The organism is Acinetobacter indicus (assembly GCF_009914475.1).
In the GTDB taxonomy this organism is placed as follows: Bacteria; Pseudomonadota; Gammaproteobacteria; order Pseudomonadales; family Moraxellaceae; genus Acinetobacter; species Acinetobacter indicus.
Map to the genome: position 1 here is coordinate 2,501,991 of NZ_CP045198.1, position 24,329 is coordinate 2,526,319.

General features: G+C 49.6%; 19 protein-coding genes. 12 read left to right on the forward strand and 7 right to left on the reverse strand.

All coding sequences use genetic code 11. The annotated features are described in order from the left end of the window. Positions 1-61: 61 nt before the first annotated feature. The gene (gene rsmB / locus GA693_RS12345; RefSeq protein ID WP_160240752.1) at positions 62-1,366 is read right to left on the reverse strand and encodes a 16S rRNA (cytosine(967)-C(5))-methyltransferase RsmB; all 1,305 of its coding nucleotides are present in this window, start codon (positions 1,364-1,366) and stop codon (positions 62-64) included. Continuing rightward, positions 1,363-2,325, reverse strand: coding sequence for a methionyl-tRNA formyltransferase (fmt, locus tag GA693_RS12350; protein WP_016658903.1), 963 nt, complete (start codon positions 2,323-2,325; stop codon positions 1,363-1,365). The genes rsmB and fmt overlap by 4 nt, the downstream gene beginning before the upstream one ends. 423 nt (positions 2,326-2,748) lie before the next feature. Here fmt and ilvD (GA693_RS12355) point away from each other — a divergent pair, with 423 nt between their 5' ends. The 6 genes from ilvD (GA693_RS12355) to GA693_RS14795 all read left to right on the forward strand — a co-directional run bounded on the left by ilvD (GA693_RS12355) (position 2,749) and on the right by GA693_RS14795 (position 9,216). Further along, a complete protein-coding gene (gene ilvD, locus GA693_RS12355) occupies positions 2,749-4,578 on the forward strand; it encodes a dihydroxy-acid dehydratase (protein WP_104503933.1) in 1,830 nt (609 codons plus the stop codon). 199 nt (positions 4,579-4,777) lie between these two features. Then, positions 4,778-4,981 carry a hypothetical protein gene (locus GA693_RS12360; protein WP_067731511.1) on the forward strand — a complete coding sequence of 68 codons (204 nt, stop codon included), beginning with the start codon at positions 4,778-4,780 and terminating at the stop codon, positions 4,979-4,981. Positions 4,982-5,274: 293 nt separating this feature from the next. Further along, entirely contained in the window at positions 5,275-6,960 is a 1,686-nt protein-coding gene (gene ilvD, locus GA693_RS12365; protein WP_005181175.1) for a dihydroxy-acid dehydratase, read from the forward strand. A gap of 79 nt (positions 6,961-7,039) precedes the next feature. After that, positions 7,040-8,362 carry a hypothetical protein gene (locus tag GA693_RS12370; protein WP_005181177.1) on the forward strand — a complete coding sequence of 441 codons (1,323 nt, stop codon included), beginning with the start codon at positions 7,040-7,042 and terminating at the stop codon, positions 8,360-8,362. Continuing rightward, positions 8,343-8,630, forward strand: coding sequence for a chorismate mutase (locus tag GA693_RS12375; RefSeq protein WP_104494877.1), 288 nt, complete (start codon positions 8,343-8,345; stop codon positions 8,628-8,630). Before GA693_RS12370 ends, GA693_RS12375 begins: the two co-directional genes overlap by 20 nt. A gap of 409 nt (positions 8,631-9,039) precedes the next feature. Beyond that, positions 9,040-9,216: a hypothetical protein gene (locus tag GA693_RS14795; protein WP_171502389.1), complete on the forward strand. Its 177-nt coding sequence runs from the start codon at positions 9,040-9,042 to the stop codon at positions 9,214-9,216. A 243-nt stretch (positions 9,217-9,459) separates the two neighbouring features. Here GA693_RS14795 and GA693_RS12380 read toward each other — a convergent pair whose 3' ends face one another. The 3 genes from GA693_RS12380 to GA693_RS12390 form a co-directional block, all read right to left on the reverse strand. Beyond that, positions 9,460-10,770 (reverse strand): solute carrier family 23 protein, encoded by a 1,311-nt coding sequence (locus tag GA693_RS12380; protein ID WP_005181189.1) that lies wholly within the window; start codon positions 10,768-10,770, stop codon positions 9,460-9,462. A 299-nt stretch (positions 10,771-11,069) separates the two neighbouring features. Further along, positions 11,070-13,754, reverse strand: a complete 2,685-nt coding sequence (gene ppc / locus GA693_RS12385) for a phosphoenolpyruvate carboxylase (RefSeq protein WP_160240750.1) — start codon at positions 13,752-13,754, stop codon at positions 11,070-11,072. A 139-nt stretch (positions 13,755-13,893) separates the two neighbouring features. Then, positions 13,894-14,505 carry a TetR/AcrR family transcriptional regulator gene (locus GA693_RS12390; RefSeq protein WP_104473566.1) on the reverse strand — a complete coding sequence of 204 codons (612 nt, stop codon included), beginning with the start codon at positions 14,503-14,505 and terminating at the stop codon, positions 13,894-13,896. A 153-nt stretch (positions 14,506-14,658) separates the two neighbouring features. Between GA693_RS12390 and GA693_RS12395 the strand changes: the two genes are divergently transcribed. The 4 genes from GA693_RS12395 to dnaJ all read left to right on the forward strand — a co-directional run bounded on the left by GA693_RS12395 (position 14,659) and on the right by dnaJ (position 20,632). Further along, on the forward strand, positions 14,659-15,759 hold the full coding sequence (locus GA693_RS12395) for an efflux RND transporter periplasmic adaptor subunit (protein WP_160241783.1): 1,101 nt from the start codon (positions 14,659-14,661) through the stop codon (positions 15,757-15,759). A gap of 2 nt (positions 15,760-15,761) precedes the next feature. Continuing rightward, positions 15,762-18,923, forward strand: coding sequence for an efflux RND transporter permease subunit (locus GA693_RS12400; protein WP_160241782.1), 3,162 nt, complete (start codon positions 15,762-15,764; stop codon positions 18,921-18,923). A 115-nt stretch (positions 18,924-19,038) separates the two neighbouring features. Then, the gene (locus GA693_RS12405) at positions 19,039-19,416 is read left to right on the forward strand and encodes a hypothetical protein (RefSeq protein ID WP_005181203.1); all 378 of its coding nucleotides are present in this window, start codon (positions 19,039-19,041) and stop codon (positions 19,414-19,416) included. A gap of 106 nt (positions 19,417-19,522) precedes the next feature. Beyond that, positions 19,523-20,632 (forward strand): molecular chaperone DnaJ, encoded by a 1,110-nt coding sequence (gene dnaJ, locus GA693_RS12410; protein ID WP_104472330.1) that lies wholly within the window; start codon positions 19,523-19,525, stop codon positions 20,630-20,632. Positions 20,633-20,717: 85 nt separating this feature from the next. On the opposite strand, the gene GA693_RS12415 is transcribed toward dnaJ, so the two are convergent. Continuing rightward, a complete protein-coding gene (locus tag GA693_RS12415) occupies positions 20,718-20,990 on the reverse strand; it encodes a hypothetical protein (RefSeq protein ID WP_160241781.1) in 273 nt (90 codons plus the stop codon). Positions 20,991-21,238: 248 nt separating this feature from the next. Here GA693_RS12415 and dapB point away from each other — a divergent pair, with 248 nt between their 5' ends. Both dapB and GA693_RS12425 read left to right on the forward strand, forming a co-directional pair. Beyond that, positions 21,239-22,060 carry a 4-hydroxy-tetrahydrodipicolinate reductase gene (gene dapB, locus GA693_RS12420; protein WP_075167666.1) on the forward strand — a complete coding sequence of 274 codons (822 nt, stop codon included), beginning with the start codon at positions 21,239-21,241 and terminating at the stop codon, positions 22,058-22,060. A gap of 56 nt (positions 22,061-22,116) precedes the next feature. Further along, complete coding sequence (locus GA693_RS12425) at positions 22,117-22,761, forward strand: START domain-containing protein (RefSeq protein ID WP_016658891.1); 645 nt, start codon at positions 22,117-22,119, stop codon at positions 22,759-22,761. 98 nt (positions 22,762-22,859) lie between these two features. On the opposite strand, the gene GA693_RS12430 is transcribed toward GA693_RS12425, so the two are convergent. Beyond that, the gene (locus tag GA693_RS12430) at positions 22,860-24,317 is read right to left on the reverse strand and encodes a capsule assembly Wzi family protein (RefSeq protein WP_160241780.1); all 1,458 of its coding nucleotides are present in this window, start codon (positions 24,315-24,317) and stop codon (positions 22,860-22,862) included. Between the last annotated feature and the right edge of the window lie 12 nt (positions 24,318-24,329).

Genomic DNA, 24,329 nt, shown 5'->3' on the forward strand with positions numbered 1-24,329 from the left:
TGCAGACTAAGCTGCTGTAGAATAAAAAAAGGAACCACCTGAGGGTTCCTTTTTTTATCGTCTAGATTTTTTCGATCCGGCAATAATAGAAGCCATCGCCGCGTCCGGCTTCCGGTAACAGCTGGCGGCCATACTGCTGTTCGACACCATAGTCTGTGACAATTTTAATTTCTTTGGCATCGGCATGCTGGGCAAAGAACTGCTGCATCTGCTGTTCATTTTCTGCTTTTAAAATGGAACAGGTGATATACAGCAAGGTGCCGCCGACTTTTAGCTGGGACCACATCTGTTCCAGAATCTGCTGCTGCAGCTCGACAGTTTGCTGAATGTCAGCGGACTGGCGTAACAGGCGAATATCCGGATGACGGCGCATCACCCCAATGGCAGAGCAGGGTGCATCCAGCACAATACAATCGACCGGTTCAGTTGCGGTCCAGCGCGTAGCATCTGCCGCCAGAATTTCAACCTGCTGCGTATCGGTCAGTTGCAGGCGCTCCAGATTTTCCGTGACCCGTAACAGCCGTTTCGGGTCCTGATCCAGTGCCACCAGAGTGGCCGGACTAAATTTTTCCAGAATATGTGCGGTTTTTCCGCCTGGGGCTGCACAGGCATCAATCACCACTTTGCCATTTAAATCTGGCAGTAACTGCGCACAAAGCTGGGCATGTTCATCCTGTACCGAGAACCAGCCGGCATCAAAGCCCGGCAGCTCCGGAATCTGCACCGCCTGTTCCAGAATAATCGCCACATCGGAACGCTCGCCCGGACGTGCCTGAATACCGGCGCCCAGCAGTTTATTCAGATAGGCTTCACGGCTGATCTTGCGCTGATTGACCCTTAAAGTCAGTGGTGCTGTCTGTTTCAGGTCCTGGGTCAGTTGCTCCAGCTGTTCCGGCCAGTCTTTTTTCAGACGTTTAAACAGCCAGCTAGGTAAACCATGCGCCGCTTGCAGGGCCTGCTCAAAGACCGATGTTTCACGTGAAACACGTCGCAGGATGGCATTGACCACACCACTGAGTGCCTGAAAGCCTAACTGCTTGGTGGCAGTCACGGTTTCTGAAATAGCCGCATGGTCGGCAATACGGGTACATAAAATCTGATACAGCCCGACATAGAGACAGGTTTCGACGGTTTCATTGTTCAGTGGTTTGACCAGCAAAGGCAGGGTAATGCTTTTCAGGCCATACCATTGACGCAAGGTGCCCAAGACCAGTTCGTGATACAGCGCCCGGTCACGCTCGGCGACCTTGGTCAGATGCAGCGGTAAAATACTGGCCAGAGATTGGCCCTGCTGGACGGCCAATAAAGTACGAATGACTTGGGCGCGTAAGTTCAGATGTGACTGACCGGATGGATGTTGATTCATGCCAGCACCTGCCCAATACTTAATTTCTGGGTTTGTGCAATCTGGACCGGATTCAGCGCTTTACCACCCGGCCATTGCAGGCTGGTCAGACAGATGGCTTTGCCATCGCCACAGGCCACATGCACGCCCTGTTTATCTAGTGCCAGAATGGTCCCCGCCGACTGGCCATTGACCGCTTCATTTGACAGCACAGATCCCCAGACCCGTAAATTACTTTGCTCATCCAGCGGAATAAACGCCACCGGCCACGGGTTAAAGGCGCGAATATTGCGGTCAATTGTCACAGCATCCTGAGACCAGTCAATTTTCGCTTCGGCTTTAGACAGCTTGTGGGCATATACCGTTAAAGCTTCATCCTGCACTTCGCGCTGTTCCAGATACTGTTGTAAAGTCTGCTCCGAAGCCAGTACCGCCACAATCGCCTCTGCACCCTGAATGGCCAGTTTGTCATGTAGGCTGGCAGAAGTATCTTCGGCTGTAATCGGGCACAGGGTTTTATACATCATATCGCCGGTATCCAGCCCGGCCGCCATCTTCATAATGGTCACGCCGGTTTCAGCATCGCCGGTGGCAATGGCGCGTTGAATTGGCGCCGCCCCTCGCCAGCGTGGCAGCAGCGAACCATGAATATTCAGGCAGCCATATTTGGGTGTATCCAGCACCACTTGTGGCAAAATCAGGCCATAGGCTGCCACCACCATTACATCGGCATTTAGGGCTTTCAGTTCTGCCTGCGCAGCCAGACCTTCTTCTGTGGATGATTTAAAATGTAACGGTTGATACACCGGAAGATCATGCGCCAGCGCCAGTTGTTTTACGGCAGAGGCCGTAAGTTTTTGTCCGCGGCCTGCTTTGCGGTCAGGTTGAGTATAGACCGCCACAATTTCATGCTCGGTTTTTAATAAGGCATCGAGCGCTACAGCTGCAAATTCTGGTGTTCCCGCAAAGATAATTTTCACACATGAGATTCCATATAAACTTGCCCCACATTATATGCGAAAAGCCTTTTTAAGCCTAAATTGTCATGTAAATAGAGATTGCATCTTCATGAGTTCGGCTGGGTGTTGTTCTTTGCAAACAAAATTTTATTTAAAAAATTAATATCAATAAATTTTGTTTATATAAAAGGTAAAAATTATTCATGAAAATGCCGGAGCTAATGCTTTATGATCAAATCATATCGGCTCCGTAGGCGAGTCTCCCCAGTTTTCATCAGTTGAAAGATCGCAGAATAAAAGGTTCAAAAGACCCGATCACCCAGCACGCTGACAGATTGAGCTGTAGTATGATGTGACGAAATTTCAACTGATAACCTGAAGATCAGTACATTTTAGCCAGAGATGGGGATTCACCCTCTCAAGCACAACTCGTTGGAAATACACATGCCTGACTATCGTTCAAAAACATCGACACACGGAAGAAATATGGCGGGCGCACGTGGCTTATGGCGTGCGACCGGGATGAAAGATGAAGATTTTGGCAAGCCGATTATTGCGGTGGTCAACTCTTTTACCCAGTTTGTACCGGGTCACGTGCATTTAAAAGACCTAGGTCAGCTCGTGGCACGTCAAATTGAAGCGTCAGGCGGTGTAGCAAAAGAATTCAATACCATTGCGGTCGATGACGGCATCGCCATGGGTCATGACGGTATGCTGTATTCACTGCCTTCACGTGACCTAATTGCTGACTCGGTAGAATATATGGTCAGCGCACACTGTGCCGATGCGATGGTGTGTATCTCGAACTGTGACAAGATCACCCCGGGCATGTTAATGGCCGCGATGCGCCTGAACATTCCAGTGGTATTCGTGTCTGGCGGTCCGATGGAAGCCGGTAAAGTGAAAATCCGTGGTAATGATAAAGCCATCGACTTGATCGATGCCATGATCGTCGCTGCAGATGATAACTATACTGATGAAGAAGTGGCTGAATACGAACGTTCAGCCTGTCCAACCTGTGGTTCATGTTCAGGCATGTTCACTGCGAACTCAATGAACTGCTTGACTGAAGCATTGGGTCTATCGCTTCCAGGTAACGGTTCAACTTTGGCAACTCATGCGAACCGTAAAAAACTGTTCGAACGTGCAGGTTCTCTCATTGTTGAACTGGCAAAACGCCATTATGAACAAGACGATTACAGCGTATTACCACGTTCAATGGTGACTAAAGCTTCGTATGAAAATGCCATGACTTTGGACATCGCAATGGGTGGTTCAACCAATACCGTTCTACACTTATTAGCTGCTGCAAACGAAGCGGGTGTGGACTTCACCATGGATGACATCGATCGTCTATCTCGTAAAGTACCAGTGCTTTGTAAGGTCGCTCCTGCGAAGAATGATGTACATATGGAAGACGTGCACCGTGCCGGCGGGATCATGTCGATCCTCGGTGAACTAGATCGTGCAGGCCTGTTAGATACCTCTGTCGGTACGGTTCACGAAGCAACATTAAAAGATGCTTTAGATAAATGGGACATCATCCGTACTGAAGATGAAGACGTATATCAATTCTTTAAATCAGCACCAGGTGGCGTACCAACCCAGACTGCATTCTCACAAGACCGTTACTACTCACGTTTGGATGGCGACCGTGAAAATGGTGTGATCCGTAATGCAGAACATGCATTCTCTAAAGACGGTGGTCTGGCTGTACTTTATGGCAACATCGCGCTAGATGGTTGTATCGTAAAAACGGCCGGTGTAGATGAATCAATCCTGAAATTCAATGGGACTGCACGTGTATTTGAAAGCCAGGATTCTGCGGTCGAGGCGATTCTGGGCGGAAAAATCAGCGCCGGTGATGTGGTTGTGATTCGTTACGAAGGCCCACGTGGTGGCCCTGGTATGCAGGAAATGCTGTACCCAACCAGCTACCTGAAATCGAAAGGTTTAGGTAAGGAATGTGCACTGTTAACTGACGGCCGCTTCTCTGGCGGTTCATCAGGTCTGTCGATTGGTCACGTTTCTCCAGAAGCGGCTGAAGGCGGTGCGATTGGTCTGGTTGAAGATGGCGATCGTATCGAAATCGATATTCCAAACCGTACCATTCACCTGGCAGTAGATGATGCGACCATGGCCGCTCGTCGTACAGCACAGGATGAAAAAGGCTGGCACCCAGTGGAAGAACGTCCACGTAAGATTTCTAAAGCATTGAAAGCTTATGCGATGCACACTACAAGTGCTGCAAAAGGTGCGGTACGTGAAATCTAAGCTGTAAATTTTTATAGCGCGAAAAAGCACTCCAGATGGGAGTGCTTTTTTATTCCTTAGCGATTTAAACTTAAGTAAAACACCTAAACTTTCAATAAAATCAATGGAGAGAGGGCTTTAGATACTTAAAACCGATAAAGTCTTAAAAAAAGTATGTGTATACTAAAGCGACAGTATCAATGCAAAAGTGATTACACGCATGTCCATGAAATTTATTAGCCGCTTTGTGGCAATTTTAGCGCTCATTATGATTTTAGCTGCACTGAGCATTCAATTTTTCTTTGATCCACATTATACCGTCGTCTTTTGGATCTTAGCTGTTCCTGTGATTTTGGCGGCTCCGATTCTGGCATCTGTGGTGTTGGCTTCCAATGAAGAACTTGGTCTGCATCAGGTGAATTAAGTACGCCTACACTAAAAATTTATAAGTAATTGATTTTAAATAGTGTAAAGATGAATCTAATCAGAAATCATCCCATGACTGATTTACAGTCTCAGTAAAAGGCCCGGCTTGAAAAGACCGGGTCTTTTATTATGTATGGCAACTTCGTACTTCAAATACTCATCTAAGAAAATAAAAAATAACTGAGTCAGATACACAGAGTCTTACTTTTATGTCGAGATTGCTTTCTATACAATCGGATAAAACCTAGCCAATATTTAGGCTTCTCAAAAATTACACTCAGGACGAATAAAATGAGTAAAGACAATATCCGAGAACATTCCGCGCCTGTTTATGAAGGCATTGAAAATGCACCGGCACGTTCCATGATGCGCGCCACCGGCTTTCAGGATGAGGATTTTACGCGTCCTTTTATCGGGATTGCCTCAACCTGGGCCAATGTCACGCCGTGTAATATGCATATTGATGGGCTGGCGCGTGAAGCCGAAGCCGGGGTCAATGCTGCTGGCGGTAAGGGGATTATTTTTAATACCATCACCATTTCTGACGGGATTTCAAACGGCACCGAGGGCATGAAATATTCGCTGCTGACCCGCGAAATTATTGCCGATTCGATTGAAGCCGTGGTCGGCTGTCAGGCCTATGATGGGGTGATTGCCATTGGCGGCTGCGATAAAAATATGCCGGGCTGTATTATGGGGCTGGCGCGCCTCAACCGTCCGGGGCTGTTTGTTTATGGTGGCACCATCAAGCCGGGCGCCGGCCATACCGACATGATTTCGGTATTTGAGGCGGTCGGGCAGCATGCCAAAGGCGAAATTAACGAAATTCAGGTCAAACAGATTGAAGAAGTGGCCTTGCCTGGACCGGGTTCCTGTGGCGGCATGTACACCGCCAACTCGATGGCCTCGGCGATTGAAGCCTTGGGCATGAGTTTACCGGGTTCATCGGCGCAGGAAGCGGTGTCTGAAGACAAGAAAATTGACTGTCAGCGTGCTGGTGAAGCGGTAATGAACCTGCTGCGTCTGGACATTAAACCGCGTGACATTATGACCAAAGCCGCGTTTGAAAATGCCATTAAAGTGCTGATTGCCCTGGGCGGTTCCACCAATGGCGTGCTGCATTTACTGGCGATGGCGCATACGGCCGGGGTCGAGCTGAGCTTGGATGATTTTGTCCGCATTGGTCAGGATATTCCGGTGGTGGCCGATGTACGTCCATCCGGTCAATACCTGATGTCTGAACTGATTGCGATTGGCGGGATTCAGCCGCTGATGAAACGGATGCTGGATGCCGGCATGCTCGATGGTTCCTGCCTGACCGTGACCGGTAAAACACTGGCCGAAAACCTGGCGGATGTTGAAGACTATCCGGAAGGCCAGCAGATTATCCTGCCATTTGATGCACCGGTGAAAAAAGATTCGCATCTGGTGATTTTAAAAGGCAACCTGTCGCCAACCGGTGCGGTGGCAAAAATTACCGGTAAAGAAGGGCTGTATTTTGAAGGTCCGGCACGGGTGTTTGAAGGTGAAATAGGTGCCATGCGCGGTATTCTCGACGGTCAGGTGCAGCCGGGCGAAGTGGTGGTAATTCGCGGTGTTGGTCCAAAAGGCGGACCGGGCATGCCTGAAATGCTAAAACCGACCTCAGCGATTATTGGTAAAGGCCTGGGCGATGCTGTGGCCCTGATTACCGATGGCCGTTTCTCTGGCGGCAGTCATGGCTTTGTGATTGGCCATGTGACCCCGGAAGCCTATGAAGGTGGGCCAATTGGTTTGGTGAAAAATGGCGATAAAATCTCCATCAATGCCGAAACCCGTGAAATGACCTGGCATGTGTCTGAACAGGAAATTGCCGCGCGTCAGGCGGCCTGGGTCAAGCCAAAACCAAATTATACGCATGGTGCACTGGCCAAATTTGCCCGACTGACCTCAGGGGCAGAGACTGGCGCCGTGACCGATTTAAATTTGGATGTGTAATTGATCATTTAAGATCAAATTGTTATAAACCGGTGTAGTATCTTTTATTCCGCCGTTTAATCCTTTAGAGGCTCAGCTCATGTCACTGTTACGCCGTTGGTTTGATCCAATCCGATCGAGTTGGTTTTATCAAAAACCGTCTCGTCAAGCGGTGTTACCGATTGAGCAGGGCCTCAGTATTCATCTGCGTTTAGATGATGTGTATAGCTATCTGGCAGTGCAGGAACTGCCACAGCTTGAAGAAATTCTCTCCGATGCCTTAAAGCCGTTAAAGGTAATTATTTCCAGTGGCAGTGCAGAGCCGCCGAACCAGATGTCGGCGCTGGAATGGCAGAACTATTGCCTGAATGATGCACAGATCCTGTCCAAGCAGCACCGTTTCAGTTTTCATGACACGCCTGAGCAACCAACCCCGGAAGCCTTGGCACAAGCTGAGACCATCTTGCGGCATACGCCTTTGCGTGGTCAGGATTTTCTGTATTTGCTCGAAGATGTATTCCATATGCTCTGGCAAAAACAGTATGGCAAATTGCGCACCCTGTATGCCATGGCCAGCCGCCATCATCAGGAACAGCATTTTCCGGAACGGATCTTTAATCAGGACGCCATTCTTGCCAGCTATTTCGAGTTTGGTGGCCGTCAGTATCATGCGGTAGATGATTTGTTACGCCTGACCCGGCGCCTAAAACAGCAGAAGCTGCTGACCGGTAATCCGATTTTCTTGATCAATCATATTGAATGGCGCGAGCATTTAATTAATGATGCCGAAGCCTTAAATGAAATTCAGCGTATGGACCCGGAGCTGGATTTATATATTGCGCTGGAAGATCCGATTTCCTGGCTGCTGCTGGCCTATATTCAGGAAGAGCTGGCCAATTATTATAATATTCATTTGAATGTCTATCCGCTCAGTTATCAGGGCCGTGACCTGTTTGACTGGAGTCTGGCGACCCGTTTATCCAAACGCACCGAAGTCGCGTTTACCCCGTTTTGCCGGCCGACCCAGGATGCCACCTATCAGATGGCGCGACTGTTTTATAGCGTGCCGGAAGAACAGCGTATGCAGGCCATTCACCGAATTTTGCAGGCGGTGTGGACCCAGGGCAAAGACCTGTCTTTTAAAGCCCATTTCGAGCAGTTACGCCGTGAGCTGAACATTGTTGAACTGAGCAGTGCCGATATTGAACAGTATCTGAAAGACAATGACATGCTCTGTGAAATGAAGTCTCAGCCGAATCTGCCGGTGCTGGAGCTGCGGATTGACGGGCAAAGTTATGTGTTTAATAGCCTTTATCGCGTCTGGATGATTGAAAGTATTTTCAGTAATGTGTTAGAAGAAAAGTACAAAAGTGAAAACGAAGCTGAAAATGACATCTTACAACATGAAAAAAGAGAAAGTTGAGTCGCTGGAACAGGCTCGCGCACAGATTGATGTGATTGATAGTGCTTTGGTGGAGCTGATTGCAGCGCGTCAATACTATGTTGATCAGACCACCCGTTTTAAAAAATCAGAAACCGATATGCAAACCCCGGAACGCCAGACCCAGATTTTGGAGCGTTTGCGTAACCAGGCCACCAGTTTAGGACTTGATGCCCAGCTGATTGAACAGCTGTACCAGACCATGTTCCAGCACTTTATTCAGCGTGAACTGAAACAGTTTAGACCTTAAAACCGATAACAATTAAAAACGCGCTGGCACTCTGTTTTTATCACAGTAGGCCGGGATAATCTTCCTGATTCCGGCGGCGCGGATTATTTTTGTTCGTCTTTAATCTTTAGCCAGAACCGTAGACATCAGCACTCGGCAGGTGAGATGAATCTGAGCTGCTGTTTCGCTTCAAGATAAGGTTGGTTGAAAAACAAACGAATCATCTAACTTTAATTTAAAAATAAACCGATGGCGGTATTTTGCGCAAAGCTAGAGCCCGGCAGGCTTTGCGCGCGTCTATAGTTTTTTGGTAAACTAAATCTATTGATTTTATTACATATTTTAACACGATAGATTTGACTTAATTGAAAATGTATATATATTGTATATACATCTTTTTGTTAAAGCGTCTTTATTTTGGAGTGAAGCAATGAGCGAGCAAATCAAAAAAATAAAGACAGGCAAAAAAGATGGACAACTTTTAATTCGTATTAATAGTGCTGAACGCGATGAATTTATTCATCTGTGTGAAGAACTGGATACTAGTGCTGCTCGTGAATTAAGAAAATTTATTCGTAGCTTTGTGAAACATCACAAGCGCGAATAGCCTTACTAGGGAGTAATACCATGGCGAAGCAAGTTAAATCGTTAAAGCAAAAAATCAAAGCACGTTTGAAAAAGATTTCAAAACATCAGGGCAAATTGAAACAGCTGCAAAAAGCCCTGAAAAAGCAAAAATAATTTAATTTTGCCTTGAAACCTGACTGCTAGCGTTTAGGTTTCAGATAAAAAAACCGAAGCCGGTACTGATCATACCGGCTTCGGTTTTTTTGTATATTAGTCAGGGCAGTTATACTTTTTCTGATTTTTCGCCCAGGCTAAAGAACAGGTTCAGTAACAGTGCGGCAAAGGTCGCCGTCCCAATACCACCCAGGTTAAAGCTGCCAAATTGCAGGGCAAAGTCACCGGTACCTAAAATAATGGTCACTGCCGCCACCATCAGGTTTTTGTTTTTCGAGAAGTCGACTTTGTTTTCAATCCAGATTTTGGCTCCGGCAATGGTAATCAGACCGAACACCACAATTGAAGCACCGGTTAAAATCGCGCTTGGAATAGTATGAATAATGGCACCAAACTTAGGCGATAAACCCAGGAAAATGGCAAACACACCGGCAACTGCAAAAATAATGGTCGAGTAGACACGCGTCACTGCCATCACGCCAATATTTTCACCATAGGTGGTCATGCCTGGCGCACCGACACCACCGGCTAAAGTCGTGGCTACACCATCGGCAACAAAGGCTTTACCAATATGTGGGTCCAGGTTTTCACCGGTCATGGCACTCACGGCTTTAATATGACCGAGGTTTTCTGCCACCAGAATCAGCGCTACCGGGGCAATGATCAGCATGGCATTGACTTCAAATTCCGGACCATGGAAGGTTGGCAGGCCAAACCATGCCGCCTGCTGGATTGGGGCAAAGTTAATCGGGGTGCCATAACCCATGACATTACTGACAATAAAGTAAACCAGATAGGCCAGCAGCAGACCCACCAGGAGCAACAGGCGCTGTAACAGTCCTTTGGTAAATACCGCAATCGAACCCATACACAGCACTGTAACCAGCGCCATCCACATATTAAATGGATTACCAGCCACGCCTTTGACGGTGACCGGCGCCAGGTTCAGACCAATGATCATCACCACTGCACCAGTGACCACAGGCGGCATTAATTTTTCAATCCAGCGCGTCCCGGTGGCCATGACCAGAAAGCCGAGCAGGGCATATAAAATACCGCAGGCAATAATCCCGCCGGCTGCCACCGCAATATTCGGGTTGGGTCCACCCGTGCCGGATGCGGCATAACCGGTCGCAGCAATTACCACTCCAATAAAGGCAAAGCTGGAACCTAAATAACTTGGAACACGACCACCGGTCATAATAAAGAACAGGATGGTACAGATCCCGGACATCAGAATGGCCAGGTTCGGGTCAAAGCCCATCAGGAAAGGCGCAAGTACCGTCGCACCAAACATGGCAAACGCGTGCTGAACCCCCAGGACCACAGTTTGCGCAGGTGGAAGATACTCATTGGTACCTACAGGACGTGCATCGATACTGCCTTGATACGGGCGCCATTTGGGAAACCAATTGGACATATTTTGAGCACTCTAAAGACAAATTGTGCCAATCATACTCCTGTTTTTTAAAAGATTTAATCGGAGATACAAAATTTTTGTTCAAATTAATTCTATGACTTTGCTTTGTTTTTTACCGCAGGGTAAAAATTTTTCAATATAAAAACAGTATGAAATCAGTAGATTAATTCATCGACTTTGCCTGGAGGGAATGTATAAATAATAATTATTTTATTCATAAAAAAAGAAATGACAGCTTTATGACTGCTTAAAAATACAGCACATGCAGAACATGTGCTGTATGTTTTTGCCAATTTGACTTAGCCGGTGTTGCGTAATCCGGCAGCAATACCGGCAATGGTGACCATTAAGGCATGATCTACCGGACTATGTTCGGCCTGCTGGCTGTTGAGATACTGGCGGCGGCGTTTCATCAGTTCGGCCTGCAGCAGATGTAGCGGCAGCAAATATGGTTTACGCACTTTCATCGACTGATCCAGCACATCATTGCTGCTGAGTAGCTGTGACTCACCTTTTAGCGCCAGCAAGGTCTGGACCGCATCTTTCAGGCGTTGACGCAGCTCGGCGCCCAAGGCTTTCAGTTCTTCATCTTCAGTCAGATGCGCTTCATAGTAGAGCGCAATATGCCCATCGGCCTTGGACAGAACCATCTCCAGCATATCCACCAGGGTCTGGAAATAGGGCCATTCGCGCAGCATTTCTTCCAGCAGTGCCTGCTGGTCCTGGGCAATCACCTGGTTAATGGCCGCACCGGTGCCCAGCCAGGCTGGTAGCATCAGGCGAATCTGGGTCCAGGCAAATACCCAGGGAATGGCACGTAGCGATTCAATGCCGCCGCTGACTTTACGCTTGGCCGGACGTGAACCAAGCGGCAGCATTTGCAGCTCCAGTTCCGGGGTCACGGTACGCAGGTATTTCACAAAATGCGGATTTTCCCGCACGGTCTGGCGATAGACCTGCACCGACAGGTCAGTCATGCTGTGCATTAACTGGCGCCATTCCTGTTTAGGAACCGGCGGTGGCAGCAAGGTCGCCTCCAGTGTCGCAGCGGTATAGATTTCCAGATTCTGTAAGGCAATTTCTTCCAGACCAAACTTGAAGCGAATCATTTCGCCCTGTTCGGTAACGCGAATCGCGCCGGAAATTGAACCTGGTGGTTGTGAGAACAGGGCCTGCTGGGTCGGTGCGCCGCCACGGCTGATAGAACCACCACGACCGTGGAACAGGGTTAGCTGAACCCCGTGCTGCTGCGCCACAGCAGTCAGTTCTTCCTGGGCACGATACTGGGCCCAGTTAGCCGACATAAAGCCGGCATCTTTGGCCGAGTCGGAGTAGCCAATCATCACCTCATGTTTGCCCTGAATATGCTGCTTGTACCAGTGCATGCCAAACAGGGTGTGCATGGTATTGGCTGCGCCGTCCAGATCTTTCAGGGTTTCAAACAGCGGCACCACGCGTAGCGGCGTTTGAATACCGGCTTCTTTTTGCAGCAATAACACCGCCAGCACATCACTTGGATATTCGGCCATGGAAATAATATAAGCACCTAGCGATTCCGATGGCTGTTCGGCCAGAGTCCGCATGGTGGCAAACACTTCCTGCACATCCGGATGTTCAATCAGGCTCTGTTTCGGTTCCTGCAGGTATTTAGGCAACAGCGGACGTTTGCTTTGCAGTTCCTGTAGCAGGAAATTCTGCCGCGCCTGTTCGGTCCAGGTTTCAAAATTGCCCAGTCCAAGATACTCGGTAATTGCCGAAATGGCCTGACGATGACGACCAGATTCCTGACGGATATCCAGCTTGAGCAGTTCAATCCCGAAACAGTTGACCCGGCGAATGAAATCCAGCAGCTTGCCATTGGCAATTTCCGGCATGTTGCATGCCATTAATGAGCGGTGACACAGCAATAACGGGGTCAGCAGTTCCTGTTTGCTTTTGATCACCTGGCTGTCATCAGCATCCAGGCCTTGCAGCTTTTGCGCCAGCCAGTCACGGGTGGCGGTCAAACGCTGGCGCGTCTCACGTAAATATTCACGATACGGTTCAGGATGCGGCGTACCAATGGCAGCCAGCAGCTCCGGACTGCATTGCTGGATCGACAGTTCCCAGCGCAAATCTTCAATATCGCGCAGGTACAAATCGGCGGCTTTCCAGCGCGAGAGCCACAGCACTTCCTGGGTCACCTGATGGGTCACATTCGGGTTGCCATCGCGGTCACCGCCCATCCAGGAGGCAAAGCGCAGCGGTGCAATTTCCAGCGGCAGCTGCTGGCCACACTGGGCCTGCACCATGCTGTCCAGTTCCCGGATAAATTTAGGCACTGCATTCCACAGTGTCTGTTCAATGGTGGTAAAGCCCCATTTGGCTTCATCAATCGGGGTCGGGCGATGCTGACGAATTTCATCAGTCTGCCAGGCCGAGCTGATCAGCTGTTTCAGCTCTTCCAGCACCGCCTGACGTTCACGCGGTGTCAGTTTCTGCTGGTCAAAAGCCGACAGGCAGGCATTGATGCCATCATATTTCTGAATGAGGGTGCGGCGGCTAACTTCGGTCGGATGTGCGGTTAAGACCAGTTCAATATTCAGCTCGCAGATCTGCTGGAACAAGGTCTCGGCAGAAATATCGTGCTGCTGGAACTTCTGAAACAGATGATCGAGTGGATTCGGGGAGGGTGCGCTGTCATCAAATTCGCTCTGGCGGCGGCTACGCACCACATGATACTGCTCGGCAATATTGGCAAAATTTAAAAAGTGGGTAAAGGCACGGGTCAGCGGCAGAATTTCTTCATCTTCCAGACTGGACAGCAGTTGTTCGAGTTGTTTTTCTGCTTCAATCTGGCCATCACGGGCGCCTTTGGCCAGCGCACGAATCTGTTCGACCTGATTAAACAAATCTTGTCCGGCGTGCTGTTTCAGGGTATCGCCCAGTAAATTTCCCAGCAGACGCACATCTTCGCGTAATGGAGTAGCAATTTGTTGAATCATTTTTTTCCCTCTCCAGAGTTCCTGTTTTGACTATACCCGGAATTCGTGACAATCCAAGCCAGCACCAGGCGAAAGTCGGATAATTTTTATCCGGAAGCGCTGCAAAAAAGCCGGTTTTGTTCAAGGCTTAGGCAGCCAGTCACTCGGAGATGGCTTGCAGGAACAGCTGGATACTGGACTGGATCAGCTGCTGCTGTTCATCGGCGGCCGGAATCGGACGGATGCCGAGCAAAATTTCATGATGGCGCTGACCGAGTAACAACGACAACATCAACTGGATTAACTGTTCTAGCGGCATCTGCTGGATAAAACCTAAATCAATGGCCTGCTGGAAAAAGTGCTGCCAGACTTGGTTCAGCTTCTGATGCGAGGCCTGATAAAACTGCTGTAACAGCGGACTTTGCTGTGAGGCCAAATCGAGCAGCAGATATTCCAGCTTGATGGCTTCGGGTAGATAGACAATTTCCAGGGACAGCGCACACAGCTGCGCCAGCGCCTGCTGGAAATTGCTGTCGGCGCTGAGCTGCGGCGGACGCGCCATGATCAGGGCTTCACAGGTATCTTCAATGGCACAGGTAAACAAGGTGGCCTTGTCCTGAAAATGGTTATAGACCGTCAGTTTGGTCACGCCGGCATCGCGGGCAATTTCATTCATGCTCGAACCATGATAGCCCTGCTTTAAAAACAAGGATTTAGCCGATTCCAGAATGCGCTGGCGTTTTTCGAGATCTTTGGGACGTCCGACGTTCATTTGCTGAAAATATCCTAAATAAAATAAAAACAGTCATTGTATTTTGCTGTTTCTTGCAATTAATGTACTCATCGGTATATTAATTAAAAATTGATCATTTTTAATATATTGCTATTTTGCCTGAAAAACATCTGACAAATAAGAGTCAACCGCATGAGCACGATTAACACGGTAGTTCTCAGCCTGATCCTGGTGTGTAGCACCCTGGTCGGTTGCAGCAAGGACAGCGCCAGCACTGAACAGAATATTCCCTATGTGATGGTGGCCCAGCCCACCTCCAGTCATCAGGCACAAAAAAGCTATGCTGGTGAGGTGCAGGCGCGTCAGCAGACCGCGTTGGCCTTTCGGGTGGGCGGTCAGGTGGTGGAACGCTATGTCGATGTTGGCGATCAGGTCAAGGTCGGGCAGGTGCTGGCACGTTTAGATGTTAAAGATGCCCAGTTACAGCTGAATGCAGCGCGCGCCCAGCTCGACAGTGCCCAGTCGGCCGCCAAAATTGCCCAAGATGAACTGCAACGTTTTCAGCAGTTGTTGCCAATGAACGCCGTCAGCCGCTCGCAATACGATGCCATCGACAATCAGTACAAATCTGCCGTGGCGGCGCTGAAACAGGCACAATCCAATTATGCGGTGGCGCAGAACCAGACCGTATATAACCGGCTGGTGGCCAATAAAAACGGGGTGATTACCGCACGCAATATTGAAGTGGGGCAAGTGGTGGCAGCCGGTCAGGCAGCCTATCAGCTGGCAATTTCCGGTGAGCGTGAAGTGGTGATTGGCGTACCGGAGCAGGCCATGGGGAAGATTAAAGTCGGTCAGCCGGCTACGGTCACCTTATGGTCACAGCCGGATCAGCGCTTTGAAGCCTATGTCCGGGAGATTTCACCGGCAGCTGACCAGTCACGTACCTTTAGTGTCAAGGTGGCGCTGCGTGCTGCCAATCCGGCCATCCAGCTGGGACAAAGTGCGCGGGTGTTTTTAAATGGCAATGCACAGCAGCAGCTGACCGTACCGCTGTCCAGCGTCTCGGCCAATGGCCAGCAGGCCTATGTCCTGGTGGTGGGTGCCAATCATCAACTACGTAAAGTAGATGTGCAGCTGGGCGCTTATGGCCGTGACAGCGTACCGGTACTTAGCGGGCTGAAGCCAACGGACTATGTGGTGGTGGGTGGGGTACATCTGCTGCGCGACCAGCAAAAAATTCATCCGATTGACCGGGAAAACCGTGCCGTCAAGCTTCAGGCAGGGGGTTAAGCATGAGCGCACCGCTAAACTTTAACCTGTCGGAATGGGCCTTAAAAAACAAGGGCCTGATTCTGTATTTCATGCTGCTGCTCGGCATTATTGGCATGTATTCCTATTCCAAATTGTCGCAGAGTGAAGACCCGCCGTTTACCTTTAAGGTGATGGTGGTGCAGACCTACTGGCCGGGCGCAACCGCCAAGGAAGTGTCCTTGCAGGTCACCGACCGGATTGAAAAAGAGCTGATGACCACCGGGCAGTACGAGCGGATTCTGGCCTATTCGCGTCCGGGGGAATCAATGGTGACCTTTATTGCCAAAGATTCGCTGCGTTCTGGGCAAATTCCGGATATCTGGTATACGGTACGCAAGAAAATCAATGATATCCGGCATGAATTGCCCCAAGGCGTGCAGGGGCCGTTTTTTAACGATGAATTTGGCGATACCTTCGGCAATATTTATGTGCTGACCGGTGAAGATTTTGACTATGCCACCTTAAAAGAATATGCCGACCGCCTGCAGCTACAATTGCAACGGGTCAAGGATGTCAGCAAGGTCGAACTGATTGGCCTGCAAGACCAGAAAATCTGGATTGAACTGTCCAATACCAAAGCGGCCCAGCTCGGTATTCCGGTTACCGCCATCCAGCAGGCGTTGCAGCAGCAGAACAGCATGGCCAGTGCCGGCTTTTTTGAAACCGAAACCGACCGGATTCAGGTCCGGGTTAGCGGCCAGCTGAACAGTGTTGAAGCCTTGCAGCAGATGCCGCTACTGGTCAATGGCACCACCATTCAGCTGGGTGATGTCGCGGAGATTTACCGTGGTTTTAGCGATCCGGCCCAGCCACGAATGCGTTTTATGGGCGAAAATGGGATTGGCATTGCCGTGTCTATGCGTAAAGGCGGTGACATTCTGGCGCTGGGGGAAAATCTGGCCAGCGAATTCCAGCGCCTACAGCAGACCTTGCCACTGGGCATGCAGCTGCAAAAAGTCTCGGATCAGCCGGTGGCGGTCAAGCACAGTGTTAATGAATTTATGAAGGTACTGGCCGAGGCGGTGATTATCGTGCTGCTGGTCAGCTTTTTCTCGCTCGGGTTTCGTACCGGTCTGGTGGTGGCTTTTTCGATTCCGCTGGTGCTGGCGATGACCTTTGCCGGCATGAACCTGTTTGATGTCGGCCTGCACAAGATTTCCCTCGGTGCCCTGATTCTGGCGCTGGGTCTGCTGGTGGATGATGCCATTATTGCGGTAGAGATGATGGCCATTAAAATGGAGCAAGGCTATAGCCGGCTTCAGGCGGCCGGTTTTACCTGGAAAACCACCGCTTTTCCAATGCTGACCGGTACCCTGATTACCGCCGCCGGCTTTTTACCGATTGCTACGGCCGCGTCCAGTACCGGCGAATATACCCGCTCCATCTTCCAGGTGGTGACCATTGCACTGGTGGTGTCCTGGTTTGCCGCGGTGCTGTTTGTGCCGTATTTGGGCGATAAACTGCTGCCCGATTTTAATCAGTCGCCACAACAGGCCAGCTGGTATCAGCGGCTTTGGGCACGCTTACGCAAGCAGCCCGCTCCAGCGCCTGTGGTACATCATGCCGGTGAGCAGCATGATCCGTATCAGACCCGTTTTTATCAGGGCTTTCGCCGCTGGGTCGATACCTGTGTGACTTATCGTAAAACCGTGATTGCCGCTACGGCAGGCATTTTTGTGCTGTCGATTTTGATGTTCAAGCTGGTGCCGCAGCAGTTTTTCCCGCCATCGAACCGGGCCGAAATTCTGGTCGATCTGAAACTCGAAGAAGGCGCTTCTTTAACAGCCACCGAAGCCGCAGTACAAAAGGTTGAGCAGTTCCTGGCCAAGCAGGAGGGGATTGATAACTATGTGGCCTATGTGGGCACCGGCTCGCCACGTTTTTATTTACCGCTCGATCAGCAGTTGCCGCAAACCAGTTTTGCCCAGTTTGTGGTGCTGGCCTCATCGTTGGAAGACCGGGATGAAATTCGCCGTTCGCTGGATGAGCAGATTCGCAAGTTATTACCGGAAGCGCGTACCCGCGTATCGCTGCTGGAAAATGGCCCACCGGTTGGCTATCCACTCCAGTTCAGGGTCTCCGGTGAAGATCTGGCTCAGGTGCGGCAATGGGCGCAGCAGGTCGCAGTTCAGGTCGATGACAATCCAAACACCACCAATGTGCATCTGGACTGGGGTGAGCCAAGCAAGGTGATTCATCTACAGATTGATCAGGACCGGGCGCGACAAATGGGCGTCAGCAGTGTTGATCTGGCTAATTTCCTCAACAGTTCCATTCTCGGCAGCGCAATTGACCAGTACCGGGAAAAACGTGAGCTGATTGAAATTCGCCTGCGCGGTGATGCAGCCGAGCGGGTTGATGTCGGTTCGCTCAGCAGCCTGGCAGTGCCGACTGCACAGGGCAGTAGTGTGCCATTGGCCCAGATTGCCCAGATTGAATACCGCTTTGAAGAAGGCCTGATCTGGCACCGTAACCGTTTACCGACCATTACCGTACGGGCTGACATCAGCAGCGGTTTACAACCGGCCACGGTGGTGGGGGAGCTAAGCGAACCCTTACAGCAGATTCGCAGCCAGTTGCCAAATGGCTATCTGTTAGAAGTCGGCGGGACGGTAGAAGAATCGGCGCGTGGACAAAGCTCGGTCAATGCCGGTATGCCACTGTTTTTGGCGGTAGTGTTTACCCTGTTAATGCTACAGCTAAAAAGCATATCACGGGCCTGTATCGTGTTTTTAACCGCACCGCTTGGCATTATTGGGGTGGTGCTGTTCCTGCTACTGTTCAATAAACCTTTTGGTTTTGTGGCCATGCTCGGCACCATTGCGCTGTCCGGGATGATCATGCGTAACTCGCTGATTCTGATTGACCAGATCGAACAGGATATTCAGGCCGGTGAAGCGCCGTGGGATGCGATTATCAATGCCACGGTGCGCCGCTGCCGTCCAATTGTGCTGACGGCATTGGCCGCCGTGCTGGCCATGATTCCACTGTCGCGCAGTATTTTCTTTGGTCCGATGGCGGTGGCCATCATGGGCGGATTGATTATTGCGACGCTGCTCACTTTATTCTTTTTGCCGGCCCTGTATGCGCAGTGGTTTAAAGTGAAAAAAATCAGAATATGGCCTGATTTTGTGTCAATATAAGGTGCGAAAGCTTGAAAATTTCAATATAGTAGCACCTTCGTTTTTACAATTTTCAATAGGTAAATTTACTGCATATTATAAAACCAAACATGCAGTAAATGGGGTTGAAGCACACATGCAGCAAGATAGCTTAGCCAAGTTACGTCGTTCGATTGCTCTTTCTTACGTCTTCATGTTTTTCGCCCTGTTTACCTTAATTAGCGCCATTTTTGCCTACTGGCTGGCCCGTAAAGTGGTGATGGTCGATCAGACTGAAGTCTGGTTACAGGCCCAGGCACTCTGGGTCATGCGTAATGTCATGATCTACTCCATTTTGGCGGTATTTGCTGCCCTGTGGTTTATTCCGCTATTTTTCTATGCCTGGAATGATGCCACCTGGGTCACTGCGACCACCATTGCCGGTGTGGTGTTTAGCGCCATTGCCTTCTTATATTTACTCAATGCCTGGATCAAAGGCTTAAGTAAATTCATGAAAAACAAGGCGGTGTTTTAAGCAGCCTAAATTTTTTTCGCTGCCTGCCCTTGTAAATCTGGGATAAACCCCAATTTCAGACCTCAGTTGAGTCTTAAATAAAATTCCGTGAGGAGCATCGCCAGACATGGCTAAACGTGATTATTATGAGGTTTTGGGTGTTGCTAAAACCGCTAGTGATGATGAAATTAAAAAAGCCTACCGTAAGTTGGCGATGAAATATCATCCGGACCGTAACCCAGATAACCCGGAAGCTGAAGAAAAATTTAAAGAAGCTTCAGAAGCTTATGAAGTACTGTCGGACAGCGAAAAACGCAGCATGTACGACCGTATGGGCCATCAGGCCTTTGAAGGCGGCATGGGCGGTGGTGGCTTCGGCGGCGGCTTTAGTGCTGAAGATATCTTTAGCCAGTTCGGCGATATTTTTGGGGGTGCCTTTGGGGGCGGTGGCCGTCAGCAACGTGCGCGCCGTGGTTCGGACCTGCGCTATGTGATGGAACTGACCCTGGAAGAAGCGGTTAAAGGGGTGAAAAAAACCATCAGCTTTACCGCACCTGCACCGTGTGATGCCTGTGATGGTAAAGGCTCGCAAAATCCGAATGATGTTGAAACCTGTAAAACCTGTCATGGTGCCGGTCAGGTACGTATGCAGCAAGGTTTCTTCTCGGTGCAGCAGACCTGTAGCACCTGTCGTGGCCAGGGTAAAATCATCAAGAACCCATGTAACAAATGTCATGGTTCAGGGGTATCTGACCGTCAGCAGACTTTGGAAGTTACCATTCCAGCCGGTGTCGACAATGGCGACCGGGTACGTTTAACCGGTAAAGGTGAGGCGATTCGTGATGGGCAGGCCGGTGACCTGTACGTAGAAGTGGTGGTGCGTGAGCATGAAATCTTCCAGCGTGATGGTGCCGATCTGTATATGGATGTGCCGGTTTCGATTGCCGATGCTGCCCTCGGTAAAGAAATTGAAATTCCGACGCTGGATGGCCGGGTGAGCCTGAAAATTCCGGAAGGCACCCAAACCGGTAAACTGTTCCGTCTGCGCGGTAAAGGCGTAAAACCGGTACGTACCAGCATGGTCGGCGATCTGCTGTGCCGTATTGTGGTGGAAACCCCGGTGAACCTGACTTCGCGTCAGCGTGAATTACTGAAAGAACTGCAAGCGACGCTGGATGGCGATAACAACAATTCGTCACCAAAGAAAAAATCATTCTTTGACCGCCTGTTTGACTAATTCAGTTTAACTAAGCCAGTTTAAACAGCGCGCTCAAACACAAAGGGAGATGAACATCATCTCCCTTTTTTATGGCGAATAAAAATTAAACCCCTTCCACAGGGTCAATTTCTGCCACCAGCGCATCTTCCTGAGATACAGCCATCTCGGTGCTCTGTTCGCTTTGTTCTTCTTCAATTGCATCAATTAACGCCACTTGTGCTGCTTCTTCTGCCGATACTGCTGGCTGTAAAGTGGTGGTAATGCGGACTTGAGACAGGCTTTCCAAGGTATCACCCGGTTGTAATGGTGGTTCTGCCCAAGCCGAGCTCATCAGTAGCCCCATACACACTGCCATCCCCAGTTGTTTCGAATGCATGCTTGATCTCCTTATAATCTCTATTCTATTCATTCGTGACGGCTAGTCTGCTGTAGCAATTTTGCACTTTTGTGAAAAAACGCCAGAAATCAGAACTTTCTTTTCAATTTCTATTTTTAAATTACTGGGTGTTCGGGTTACGGTTGAGTCATCTTAGTTTTTTTCGGCTTTTTTAGACTGCCGGCTTAGTCTGGGCAGGGAGTTTTGATATAGTAAGGACAATTTCGAATCAACATCAGGAATATGTTATGTCAGCAACTCCACGCATTGGTGTATTAGGTGCCGGTGGCCGTATGGGACGCATCCTTATTCAAGCCGTTGAGCAGGCCGGTTATCAACTTGCAGCTGCGGTGGAACGTCCGGAAAGTAGCTTAATCGGTGCAGATGCAGGCGAGCTTGCGGGCATTGGCAGCCTGGGTGTGAACGTGGTCGGCAGCCTGGAAGAGGTGGTAAAGCAGTGTGACGTGGTCATCGACTTTACTGCACCGGCAGCCACGGTGAACCATCTGAAAATCTGTCGTGAAGCAGGTGTGGCAATTGTGATTGGCACCACCGGCATGAATGATGAACAGAAAGCCTATCTGGATGAATCGGCAACGCAAACTCCGGTGGTCTATGCGGCCAACTATTCAGTGGGTGTGAATGTTTCAATTAAGCTTTTAGAACTTGCTTCTAAAGTATTTGGCGATACGGTAGATATTGAAGTGATTGAAGCGCACCATCGTCATAAAGTCGATGCGCCATCAGGTACTGCACTCATGATGGGTGAAGCAATTGCAGAAACCTTGGGCCGTGACCTGAAAAAAGATGCGGTCTATCATCGTGAAGGACATACCGGTCCGCGTGAGCGTCAAAGTATTGGTTTCCAGACCATTCGTGGTGGCGATATTGTCGGTGAACACACCGCCATGTTTATTGGTGAAGGCGAGCGCGTCGAAATTACCCACAAAGCCACCAACCGGATGAACTTTGCTGCTGGCGCCGTGCGTGCTGCTGCCTGGGTGGTCGGTCGTGATGCGCGTAAATATGACATGAAAGATGTCTTGGGTTTTAACGATATTCAAGTTTAAAACCGCTGTAAAATCCGTTATAACAACACTAAAACTAAAATAAGATGAACAATGGAATGAAAAAATGGATTGTATTGGCCGGTGCGCTCGCCATGGCGGCGAGTGTACCCGCCCAGAATTTGCAGAATGCCAAACTCAATATTCATAAAAATAATATTAAGGTCTGGACCTATCAGCATCCGCAAAACCCGGTGTTCCTGTACAAGGCAGAAACCACTTTTCCGGTCTCGATTGAAAAAGCCGCCGGCCTGATTCTGGATGTGGAGCATGCCATCAGCTGGGTGCCATATATGGGCAGCGTTAAGGTACTGTCGCGTGATGACCAGAAAGGCGAGTTCCTGCTGTATATGGTGCTGGATTTTCCTTTTCCGTTAAAAGACCGCGATCTGGTGGTCAAAGGCAGAATGTTTAAAGATGCCCAAGGCGTGATTCATATTCAGAACAAGGCGGTCAGTCAGGGCTATCCCTTAAACCCGAGCTATGTGCGTTTAACTCATTATGAAGGCGACTGGACCTTTCAAAAACTGGGGGCCAACCGGGTTAAGGTGTCTACCTATGGCTATGCCGATCCGGCTGGTTCGATTCCAACCAGTTTTGTGAATATGTTTGTGCAGCAGCAGCCTTATCAGATGCTACAAAAAATGAAACTGGAACTGAGTCTGCCGGGGCGCGAGCGGCCCTTGCCGGCGATTTTAAGATAAACAAACCCGTCTGGTGCTAGACGGGTCAGGTATCGGCAGACTCAGAAAGCGTATTGAAATAGTGCTGATCTGAGTCTTTAAAACGAGATTTAACTGCCTTAGTAGCTAAACAGTCCTTTTTCTAGTGGGAATTCAATGCCGATTGAGGCACCACCATCTTTACCATGCAGGTCTGAATCCCCCAGCCAGCCATTCAGTTTAAGTGGAATATCCGGACGTAGGTAATGCGTCCAGGTGATATCTAAAGCTGTTAGCTCATCTTGCTCAGGAAAAGCATAGTTTGTTTGACGGCTACCTGGTCGATTGGCTGCTTGATCAAATTTAGCAAACAGCACCCGGCCATGCAGACGGTTTAAAGGATCAAAACGGATATCACCGCCGACAGCAATCATCTGGCCATCGCCGCCCATCGCATGCGCTAATGGGTAACCATGCTGATAGAAGCCATCGGTATAAACACTATGATTATAGGAAATCCCTTGTGCCTTGCCATTGGTACGGGTATCAGCCCATTCGCTATACAGCTGGTAGGGCATATTCTGGTAGCTGGATGAATAATCCACCCCGGCCAGATACATTTTTTTCGCGGGCAGGCCGCCGGCTTCATCTTCACCGACATATTGCGCATAGACACCCAGCGGCATCTGCATTAAAGGTTGCAGGTTTAAACGGGCATCAAAACCGGCAATCTGATTCGATGGATCTGGTTCACCTGTGCCACCATTGTCTTTGTTGCCAACAAACGCATCCCAGAGTGAGCTCAAGCTTTCCGGACGTCCTTCACCCCCCCACTGAATGGCACGTGAAGCACCCAGTTCCAGATAGGGAAGCGGCTGAGCAGTAACACGCAGGCCAATCAGCTTGGCATCCGGGACTGCATCATAATTGTCCAGTTGACCGGCAAAGGCCTGATATTGCCATGGCCCAATCCAGGACAGCCATTTGCTGCTAAAAGCAGTCTGTTCTGCCCGCTGCGCCGTAATACCATAGACTGGGCGGCTGGCATCGCCACGAATCAGACTCCCCTCATGACCGGGTCCCCAATACGTTGGAATCTGGCCGGCAATCAGCCACTGATTCCAGAGTTTCCCGGCAATATAAGAGCCTTCAACATTCACATCCTGATCATGATCAATCTGCGGGTCTTTTTCGGCATTGACCCGTAACCGGGCATCCCATTGGCTACCGCCAGCATTCAGTTCCAGACCAGCCTGATATTGTGATTTTGCCTGATCACCAAAGGCTTGAGGCAGATACTTATGATCAGTTTCTGCAAATAGCGCAGCTTTCAAGAGCTGATTATCGGCATTTAAATGGGTGAGGACTGCATCCACTACTTTTTGCTGGACAGGGGTGCTGATTTTGGCCTGAGACAGGGCGCGCTGAATTTCATCACCACTCATGGGCCAGGTGGAGGTGCTAATCTGAATCACCCCTTGCTGATTCAGCCAATTCAGGTCGGTACGCAGGTTCTGGTCATTCAGCACAATCCCTTGGGCAAAGGTCAGGGATGAGCTGAGGGCAAGGGTCGCAAGCAATATTTTTGATAGACGCATTTTTGATTCTCA

Coding starts and splice junctions, on each gene's coding strand:
- GA693_RS12395 (WP_160241783.1), top strand. CDS start 14,659: ATGAGCACGATTAACACGGTAGTTCTCAGCCTGATCCTGGTGTGTAGC.
- GA693_RS12405 (WP_005181203.1), top strand. CDS start 19,039: ATGCAGCAAGATAGCTTAGCCAAGTTACGTCGTTCGATTGCTCTTTCT.
- ilvD (WP_005181175.1), top strand. CDS start 5,275: ATGAGTAAAGACAATATCCGAGAACATTCCGCGCCTGTTTATGAAGGC.
- ilvD (WP_104503933.1), top strand. CDS start 2,749: ATGCCTGACTATCGTTCAAAAACATCGACACACGGAAGAAATATGGCG.
- GA693_RS12360 (WP_067731511.1), top strand. CDS start 4,778: ATGTCCATGAAATTTATTAGCCGCTTTGTGGCAATTTTAGCGCTCATT.
- GA693_RS12400 (WP_160241782.1), top strand. CDS start 15,762: ATGAGCGCACCGCTAAACTTTAACCTGTCGGAATGGGCCTTAAAAAAC.
- dapB (WP_075167666.1), top strand. CDS start 21,239: ATGTCAGCAACTCCACGCATTGGTGTATTAGGTGCCGGTGGCCGTATG.
- GA693_RS12430 (WP_160241780.1), bottom strand. CDS start 24,317: ATGCGTCTATCAAAAATATTGCTTGCGACCCTTGCCCTCAGCTCATCC.
- GA693_RS12375 (WP_104494877.1), top strand. CDS start 8,343: ATGAAAAAAGAGAAAGTTGAGTCGCTGGAACAGGCTCGCGCACAGATT.
- GA693_RS12370 (WP_005181177.1), top strand. CDS start 7,040: ATGTCACTGTTACGCCGTTGGTTTGATCCAATCCGATCGAGTTGGTTT.
- ppc (WP_160240750.1), bottom strand. CDS start 13,754: ATGATTCAACAAATTGCTACTCCATTACGCGAAGATGTGCGTCTGCTG.
- GA693_RS14795 (WP_171502389.1), top strand. CDS start 9,040: ATGAGCGAGCAAATCAAAAAAATAAAGACAGGCAAAAAAGATGGACAA.
- GA693_RS12380 (WP_005181189.1), bottom strand. CDS start 10,770: ATGTCCAATTGGTTTCCCAAATGGCGCCCGTATCAAGGCAGTATCGAT.
- GA693_RS12415 (WP_160241781.1), bottom strand. CDS start 20,990: ATGCATTCGAAACAACTGGGGATGGCAGTGTGTATGGGGCTACTGATG.
- GA693_RS12390 (WP_104473566.1), bottom strand. CDS start 14,505: ATGAACGTCGGACGTCCCAAAGATCTCGAAAAACGCCAGCGCATTCTG.
- rsmB (WP_160240752.1), bottom strand. CDS start 1,366: ATGAATCAACATCCATCCGGTCAGTCACATCTGAACTTACGCGCCCAA.
- dnaJ (WP_104472330.1), top strand. CDS start 19,523: ATGGCTAAACGTGATTATTATGAGGTTTTGGGTGTTGCTAAAACCGCT.
- GA693_RS12425 (WP_016658891.1), top strand. CDS start 22,117: ATGAAAAAATGGATTGTATTGGCCGGTGCGCTCGCCATGGCGGCGAGT.